6 protein-coding genes are annotated in these 8,716 nt (G+C 38.6%); 2 read left to right on the top strand and 4 right to left on the bottom strand.

The window, feature by feature from the left end; all coding sequences use genetic code 11:
* A partial coding sequence (locus tag V7L20_RS30680) for a calcium-binding protein (RefSeq protein ID WP_334747688.1) occupies positions 1–1,683 on the top strand: 1,683 nt, incomplete at its 5' end.
* Positions 1,684–1,991: 308 nt separating this feature from the next.
* On the opposite strand, the gene V7L20_RS30675 is transcribed toward V7L20_RS30680, so the two are convergent.
* The 4 genes from V7L20_RS30675 to V7L20_RS30660 all read right to left on the bottom strand — a co-directional run bounded on the left by V7L20_RS30675 (position 1,992) and on the right by V7L20_RS30660 (position 6,574).
* The gene (locus V7L20_RS30675) at positions 1,992–3,173 is read right to left on the bottom strand and encodes a catalase (protein WP_334747687.1); all 1,182 of its coding nucleotides are present in this window, start codon (positions 3,171–3,173) and stop codon (positions 1,992–1,994) included.
* Between the two features lie 201 nt (positions 3,174–3,374).
* A complete protein-coding gene (locus V7L20_RS30670; protein WP_334747686.1) occupies positions 3,375–5,006 on the bottom strand; it encodes a peroxidase family protein in 1,632 nt (543 codons plus the stop codon).
* A 78-nt stretch (positions 5,007–5,084) separates the two neighbouring features.
* Positions 5,085–6,104 carry a DUF2235 domain-containing protein gene (locus V7L20_RS30665; protein WP_334747685.1) on the bottom strand — a complete coding sequence of 340 codons (1,020 nt, stop codon included), beginning with the start codon at positions 6,102–6,104 and terminating at the stop codon, positions 5,085–5,087.
* A 251-nt stretch (positions 6,105–6,355) separates the two neighbouring features.
* Entirely contained in the window at positions 6,356–6,574 is a 219-nt protein-coding gene (locus tag V7L20_RS30660) for a hypothetical protein (protein ID WP_334747684.1), read from the bottom strand.
* A gap of 627 nt (positions 6,575–7,201) precedes the next feature.
* Here V7L20_RS30660 and mtnA point away from each other — a divergent pair.
* Positions 7,202–8,263 carry an S-methyl-5-thioribose-1-phosphate isomerase gene (mtnA, locus tag V7L20_RS30655; protein ID WP_334747683.1) on the top strand — a complete coding sequence of 354 codons (1,062 nt, stop codon included), beginning with the start codon at positions 7,202–7,204 and terminating at the stop codon, positions 8,261–8,263.
* The last annotated feature ends 453 nt before the right edge of the window (positions 8,264–8,716 follow it).

Here is an 8,716-nt window from a genome sequence, read left to right as displayed (position 1 = left end):
TTACAAGCCAGTGATTTCATTTTCAACAGTGCAGTTGTGAATGACACAATCACAGGAAGTAATTACAATGATGATTTGTTTGGTGGTTTCGGTAACGATAGCTTGCTTGGTGATGATGGTAATGACCGTTTATTTGGTGATAAGGGAGATGACAAATTATCAGGTGGTACTGGAAGTGATACCTTGTACGGTGGTGCGGGTAAAGATCAATTTGTCTTAGAGTACTTTGATAATTCTATTGGGACTCAAGACCAAGACATCGTCACTGATTTTAAGAAGGGAGAAGATAAAATTGATGTTAGAAATATTGGCATCAGTGACTTAAATACTATTTTACTTCTCACAAGTGATGATGTGGATGGTAACGCCGTCATTAACACACGCTATAAGCTCTTTGACGGCTATTCTTATCGATTCAAAATCAATGGCATTCGCAAAAGTCAATTACAAGCCAGTGATTTCATTTTCAACAGTGCAGTTGTGAATGACACAATCACAGGAAGTAATTACAATGATGATTTGTTTGGTGGTTTCGGTAATGATAGCTTGCTTGGTGATGATGGTAATGACCGTTTATTTGGTGAACAGGGAAATGACAAGTTATCAGGTGGTTTGGGTGATGATACCTTGTATGGAGGTGCAGGTAATGACACTTATTCTTTCCTAGCTAATACAGCCTTGGGAACCGACACAATTATAGAAACCACAACAGGTGGTATTGATACTATTAACTTTAACGGTACTACAGTTGCCGTGAACCTAAATTTAGGTTTAACCACCTTGCAAACAGTTAATAGCAATCTCAAACTCATTCTCTCTGCCAATAATGTGATCGAAAATGCAACGGGTAGCACAGGTAATGACCGTCTGACTGGTAACACGCTAAATAACACTCTGATTGGTGGTAACGGAAATGACCAACTGCAAGGGTTAGGAGGGAATGATACCTATTCTTTCCTAGCTAATAGTGCTTTGGGAACCGACACAATTAGAGAAACCACAACAGGTGGTACTGATACTATTAACTTTAGCGGTACTACAGTTGCCGTCAACCTAAATCTAGGTTTAACCACCTCGCAAACGGTTAATAGCAATCTCAAACTCATTCTCTCTGCCAATAATGTGATCGAAAATGCAACGGGCGGTACAGGTAATGACAGTCTCACTGGTAATACACTAAATAATACCTTGATTAGCAGTGGCGGAAATGACCAACTTCAAGGGTTAGCAGGAAATGACACCCTTGAGGGAGGTAATGGTAATGATATTCTCACAGGTGGAATCGGTAATGATTTTCTCTGGGGAGGACTGGGCAATGATACTTTGACTGGAGGAGTTGGTAGTGATAAATATGTATTCCAAGGCAATGGTGTATTTAACACAAGCTTAGGTATTGATTACATCACCCAGTTTGAAGCGGGACAAGACCAAATTGTGCTGAGTAAAACCACCTTCAATGCTATTACTAATACTGTGGGACAAACTTTAACTGACTTTGCAGTTGTTACTAACGATCAATTCGTCAATGCTAGTAAGGCGCGTATTGTCTTTAGCCAAAGTAGTGATAAGTTATTCTATAACCGGGATGGGAATGTTTTGGGTGCAGGAACAGTGTTTGAGTTTGCCCGTTTAGGAAATCCTGATATTACTCTCAATAGTAGCAATTTCAGTTTAATTGCCTAATACAGCTTTGTCCAATTTCAACAGGACTTACGCAAAATCATGATAAAACGAACCGCAAAGGACGCAAAGAACACAAAGGAATAAGAGTTTCAGAGAGTTATTGCGTAAGTCCTGTTCAAATAAAAAATATCCAACTATTTATTGTGAGGTGGTTATTTTGCCCGCATAGTAATCAAAGGCGGGCTTTTCGGCCTATCCCACAAAGTTGGATAATTTATATATTGGAAGTCCCTTAACTTCCTTGAGCGATCGCAATCAAATTAATGGCAGATTTTTCTTTCGTTATACTTAATAATTCTTGTGAAAAGTTAGACAGTTGGTTCCTGGTATTTGACTCCTCGTTTTTGATGACGGTCATTAGCAACTATAGGATAAACAGTGCTGCGTAACCGATTGATTGCACCGACAGGACGATGCACTGCTAAACCATTTCCAGGAGAAAAACTGAGATTTTCCCCAAAGTCATCTTCTTTAGCAGAATTAACCTTCTGATGTTTAACTGTTAGGCGACCAACTGTAATGAAGGGTGATTCCTCTTCATTCCAAACAATGGTGGTATCATCAATGGACATTTCTGGGCTAGTTTGAAATTGGATTTGAAAGTCCCAACTATACTCAGCATCAGATTTTCCTAAAGCTTGAATGATATCCTCTCGGTAGTAATTGTCCTCTGAACCTGAAGCTTTGGCACGCTGAAGCTCACTTTCTGGTCTGGATTCTAAAAGAAGTTGTTGATGAGGTGGTTGACTGGAAACTGGAGTAAATGCATATTTAATCACAACCGGATATTCCACAGGAACTCGACCTGGTTGTGATGAGTCAAAATCAGATTTGAGTCCCAAAGAATATGCTGAAGCACTCCAATAGCGTTCTGTAAGCAAACTTTTGGGAAAGCGTTTGAAACTGTTTTTTAGAAGTGTGGATTCGTAGGGATGCAAGTTTAGCCATAAAAGTACCAACAGCTTAAAAAGCGGAAACAGTCCTGCTCGATAAACCGTCAAGAAAAAGCTGTGGAAGTCTTTAATAGTTCTGACAAAAAAGAATTCGGTATTATGGGTAATAATATCTTGAGTTTTTAACTCGTGACTTTGCGGTAGTCGTTCTCCTTCTACCCCTATCACCTTTATGGACATGGAGCGTGTATCTCCTTCATAATCATTCTTGACTGAAAACGCACCATTTGCAAATCGTAGCCAAACTGGATATTGTTTTGGTTTCGCAAATAAACCTTGTTTCAGGGAAATCGCTTGAAGTTGAGCTTCAGTTAATGAGGTGCGTTTGCCCAATTCCTGCTTAATTACTGCTTCATCAAAGTCAAAGATTTCTAGAGTTCCTTGTACAGCAGCATTGGTTTTAGAGTGTGTATCTCTCTTTGCAGTTTTTTTCTTCTCACCTCCGTAAAGATTTTCCATGTTCTTTTTGACTAGCTCACTCATGAGAGCGCAATATTTGGCTTCATCTTTTTCTGGATATTCGGTAAATAGTTTCATTTTTTTTGAAAAGAGGATTAATTAATTGAGTTTATTTCAAGCTGCAAACAAGCGATTGCAGTTATTTTACAGTCAGCTTCCGGTGACAGAGTGAAAAGAGTATTATTAAGAGCGATCGCTCCACCAACGTCTTCTCGACAATATGCTATACATAGCAAGATTTAAGAGTAAGGGTAGAGTGATCGCACTAAAAGCCGATCTTTAATGAAGGTCAAAACTAACTTTGTACTTTCTGCCAGAGAGAGGAACGTTGCGATTAACTAAATCTGAGACAGTGTTGGTATTTTGAATAATTTCCCAACCTACAGGAGAAAAAGTCTCTTTCTTGAAGATATTGGGTGATAGTAAAGGATTAGTTAGCGCCTGAGAAAAGGCATCAATCCCAATTAAGCGTGCTACTAGAGAAGGAATAGTTGAATTTTTCCGCCCATCTTCGGCGTAAAGTCCCACAAAGAACTCAATATTATCAACATGACCATATAATTCTTTGAGTTTATTTTGAGTAAATTCATCACCACTAATTTGCTCAAACCTTGTCACTCTGGGAAAACCACACAATTGGCGATAATCATTGTAGCTTGCTAATTTCAGCTGTCGTCCCAATCTAATTGAGGGTAATTCAGTTAACTCAACCAACATATCAGGGGTGTTAAATAAACCAATTTTTGTACCTGGCTGAGAACAAGTTTCTTCCATCAATGCCCCTAAACCTTGATCAATAAACATTTTATTGTTCCACAGAGATGCAACTATATGGGTTGGTTTGCCGTTATAGTTAAAGGTTTCTGGAATCGCACTATGCCAGCGATAAACAAAGTCAAACTCAATTGCCATATAATTGGGACGATGCCAACTTTCCTTAGTAAAAGCTTCAGGATCGGCAAACAACTTAAAGTGATAAGGAGTTATGTGGTTAATGTACTCCTCCATAATAATTTTGAGAATAATCGCCATGAGAATATTTCTTGCAGTTTGAAAGAGGCGTTCATCATCCCAATCTGGATAATTGCTTGCTAATTCATCACAAAGACGATTATGCTCCCGGAAACATAGAGTATTGAGCATGACATAGCCAATTTGCACATTTGCTCGTTCTACTCCCATCGCAAACATATATTGTTTTTTATCTACTGGCTGTCTTTTTTCATCATTGACAGGTTCATAAAGACCGTCAAATTGAGCATCAACTTTACCCTGCGCTGGATCGGCATAATAAAACAAGGGATATTCTTCTTCTACACCATCTTGGCGCTTGAGTTTTTGAGTTTTGAGTTTACCTCCCTTAAAGCTTCTTAAAAGGTGTGTTTGTTTTCTGGTTAAACCATAAACATTACACAAATCAATCTCATGGTTGGAAGTATTTTTTAATTTATTGTAGTGATCAAGGCGAAGAAAACTATCAGTAAACCACTGCACCCAATAGGGAAACAGCATAGTTGATTTGGTAGAATAAATGGTTTTACCATCTCTTTTACGGAATAAAACAGCTAAGTCTTCAACTTTGGGTAGATTTCCCTCAGAGTTGAACTTGGGATCGGGTGGTAGATGTCGTCCAGTATAAGTGCGATCGTTGAGTGATTCCCAGGAAGTATAAGTATCAGTTTTCTTAGGAATTTTAGTATCAGGGATATACTCATCTAGACTCATCATACTGTAGGGATTAGGACGATTAGGAATTTTGTAGATGAGACTATTGAGCAGAGCTTTGTTAACTTTACGTTTTAGAGATTCGTTGCTTTGAATTAATTGCCAAATTCCTTTAAAGTTTGTTAAAACGAATGTTTGAAGTTTGTTATCAAACCCGTCTTTAGATGTGTCTCTTTTACCAGCCATAATTGTTTTTACCTTTCCCTGTTTAAATTTCGTATTCAATGCACCCTAAATTTATCTGTTTTTATTACCCAAATTCATTCAACTTAAATCAGTAAATAGTTTGGCAATAATATTTTCTAGATTCTTAGGTCGATAGTCCTTGCGACTTTTTAAACGGTTGATCGTGCTTTCATGAAGGTCTTCAACGACATCGCTGACCTCACGAAACTTGATTCCTGCCAATTTAAAGAATCCAACATCGTTTTTAAAGTCACATTCATAATTGGGGTTAATACCTGTGGGAATCACACTCGGATCTAAGTCAAGCCCCAATCCCAGGACACTGATGGAATCAATCATCCACTGTAAAGCAGCATCTGATAACCCACTATGTTCTTCTGTTCCACCGCCAACGCAACCGTGTTCACCTGGAAACCACTTTTGAATTACCTGCTGGTTTTCAGCCTCAGGATGCTTTTTCATGGGGGTAACGTCAAAGATTTCGCGGATTTCGTCGATCGCGATCGCGTGCAATGCATTCTGAACACATTTGTTTAAAGTAGTATCATGAAATCTGTAGCGCTTATTAAGCTGCTCGTTTAACTTGCTGAAAGCGGGTATCCCAGGAATACCAAGGGCCCCAACGGTGTCAAAACAACCGACCAAGGTGATAGGGACACGCTCACCGTAAGTTTGACGGTATTCCACAGCTTCCTTATCCTTGGGTTTAATACCCCGGTTACGGTAAAGCTCGTAAGCGTCATGTGCTTTGGTGACATGGGGGCGGTCTAGAAGACCAGAGCAATAGATCATCCCCGCTAAACTTCTAACTGTGTAAGCACCGCGACTGAAGCCAAACAGATAGATTTCGTCACCCGTAACATAATTGAGACTAAGAAATCGGTAACAATCTTCTATATTTCTATCGATTCCTAGTCCGGTAGCTCCCCCTAAAACCTTTTGACTCTCGGTTCCAATGCCCTCGTCATAAAATATGATCTGTGTAACCCCGTCACGGGCGACCGATTTCACGGATTGAGCTAACTTAACCACATTGCTTGGGTAAAGACTTGTTAACTGTTGCCAAGTTCCATCACAGCAAATGACAATACGTTTCATAGTTCTATTTCAAAGCTTTTGAGTAATTAGATCAACGATGTTGTTGGTTTGTTATACCACTTTTTACTAACTAACTAAAAGAAGATTTTATGAGAGCTATCACCTTTGTCAACTGAAGATAAATTGCGAACAACCACATCAAAATTTAGATAAATATTCTCACTTAAGTATCTTTCCCAATCGCAATCAAATTAAAAGCTGACTTTTATTTTGTCCCTGCCAATTCGGGAGAACCTGTACCTGATTGTTGTTTAATTCCCAAATTCTAGATAGCAGCTTGAGCTTTGTTCGGAGTTATATCCTTGACCTAACCAAACTACTTTTAAATCTGATATATAACTAAATTTTGCTTTAGCGATCGCTTCTTGGGCAGCATCGCTCAAAGCCTGGGCTTCATCCTTCATCGAAGGACTAGTATCGATAAAGATAACTAAATCAGCAGCAGGTATAGAACTTGCTTGTTTATTCATGCTTGATCCCTTTTTTCTTTTGGTTGAAACTGAAGAATTTCATACTTGAAAAGGATAATAAGTTTCAAGATAAAAAATTCAAACCTAGTTTTAGATAATAGGTTACTTACTTTTAGTGATTTATTAAAGCACTTAAATTTAAATAAAACAATTACATAAATGTCATAGATTTAACTTGGAACTAATATATTTTGAATGCTCAACATAAAATTATTATTTTGTCAAGATATAAATATCATAATTAGCCTTTCAAGATGAGTAAAAATTTTGGTTAAAAAATTCCTCTTTAATCTTTTTAGTGTATAGGACTCATATTTGATTTTTGAAAAAAACTCAGTACACCTTTATTCCTTCTTCCCAGCGATGCACTGAGTTTACGGTGAGCATCTCGGCTTCGCTCGATGAGCCGCAGTCAACTGCGACGCCGAAGTGTCACCAGTAAAGAGTCTCTACGAGTAATTCACCGAATCAAATCGGATTGCTATATATTCTATGTGTACTTAAAATTAAACAAGTTACTTAATTAAGGTAGAAAATGCTGTAGTTAATTAAATTTGGTTTTTAAAATAAAATTATCAGTATGCATTACAGTAAAAAATGTTACTTGTTTACTAAGAACCTATTGCTATGATACCTTTCACAAACCAGGTTTATCCCGTTATTTGGCATAATGACTCAGTGTCACTAATTGATCAAACCCGCTTACCCAACGAATATACATTTGTGGAAATTCACCGCAGTGAAGATATGGCGCGGGCGATTAAAACTATGATTGTGCGAGGTGCGCCTGCAATTGGTGTAGCTGCGGGATATGGAATGTATCTTGGTGCTAGGGAAATTGTAACAAGCGATCGCACCGAATTTTTGCAACACTTAGATAAAGTAGCCCAGTTGTTACGTTCTACTCGTCCAACGGCAGTAAATTTATTTTGGGCAATTAGCCGGATGATGAAAGCCGCCTACGAAACGCTGGGAACAGTAGAAGAGATCAAGCAAACCCTTTTCCAAACAGCCCAAGCAATCAATGCTGAAGATTTGCAAACCTGTCAGGCGATCGGCGACAATGGTTTAACAGTTTTACCGTCTACCCCAGAAAAGCTGAGGCTGCTTACTCACTGCAACGCTGGGGCGCTAGCTACTGCTGGATATGGCACAGCATTGGGTGTTGTACGTTCTGCATGGAGGGAAGGACGTTTAGAGCGTTTATTTGCCGACGAAACCCGTCCCCGCTTACAAGGCGCAAAACTCACCACTTGGGAATGTGTGCAAGAAGGTATTCCAGTGACATTAATTACTGATAATATGGCAGCCCATTGTATGAAACAGGGTTTGATTCATGCTGTAGTTGTGGGAGCCGATCGCATTGCTGCTAATGGCGACACTGCTAACAAAATTGGTACGTATAGTGTAGCGATCGCAGCTAAAGCCCATAATATCCCCTTCTTTGTCGCTGCACCCCTTTCTACCGTTGATTTTGAATTAGCTGATGGCAGCAAAATTCCCATTGAAGAACGCGAACCAACAGAAATTTATCAAGTTGGTGATACTATTCTCACACCTGCGGGTGTAGATTTTTACAATCCAGCTTTTGATGTAACTCCGGCTGAGTTGATTACAGCAATTATTACAGAGAATGGAGCGATCGCACCTCATGAATTAGCAAAATCACAGTTAAAGCAATTAGTGTAATTGAGTTCAATGAACCCCTCCCTTTCTTTACAGCTATTTACCCGAAAATAGCTGTAAAAAGTGGGGAAACGGAATCAAAAGTAAAAACTAAGCAGCATTTATCAGCGATTTTTTCAAGAATTTTATCTAAACTTCATACTTGAACTAAATTCAATAAGTAAAGTCCGCAATTACTTACTCAAAAGAAGCTTTGACTTATTCAAAACAAGATTTTGCTTTCTCATTTTGGTGTTTTCCGCAAGTAAAACAAGCTTTGACTTACTCAAAATAAGCTTTTGCTTCCTCATTTTGGTGTTTTCCGCAAGTAAAACAAGCTTTGACTTACTCAAAATAAGCTTTTGCTTTCTCATTTTGGTGTTTTCTGCAAGTAAAAGAAACTTTGATTTTCTCAAACCCCAGTTTGCTTTCTCATTTTGGTGTTTTCCGCAAGTAAAAGAAGCTTTGACTTACTCA

This window comes from Nostoc sp., assembly GCF_036916735.1.
Classification (GTDB): Bacteria; Cyanobacteriota; Cyanobacteriia; order Cyanobacteriales; family Nostocaceae; genus Nostoc.
Note: the sequence above shows the minus strand (reverse complement) of the source record. Positions and strands in the feature narration are given on the sequence as shown.

Bases quoted from the DNA above. Each gene is read 5' to 3' on its own strand.
- V7L20_RS30660 (WP_334747684.1), bottom strand. From the start codon at position 6,574: ATGAATAAACAAGCAAGTTCTATACCTGCTGCTGATTTAGTTATCTTT.
- mtnA (WP_334747683.1), top strand. From the start codon at position 7,202: ATGATACCTTTCACAAACCAGGTTTATCCCGTTATTTGGCATAATGAC.
- V7L20_RS30670 (WP_334747686.1), bottom strand. From the start codon at position 5,006: ATGGCTGGTAAAAGAGACACATCTAAAGACGGGTTTGATAACAAACTT.
- V7L20_RS30665 (WP_334747685.1), bottom strand. From the start codon at position 6,104: ATGAAACGTATTGTCATTTGCTGTGATGGAACTTGGCAACAGTTAACA.
- V7L20_RS30675 (WP_334747687.1), bottom strand. From the start codon at position 3,173: ATGAAACTATTTACCGAATATCCAGAAAAAGATGAAGCCAAATATTGC.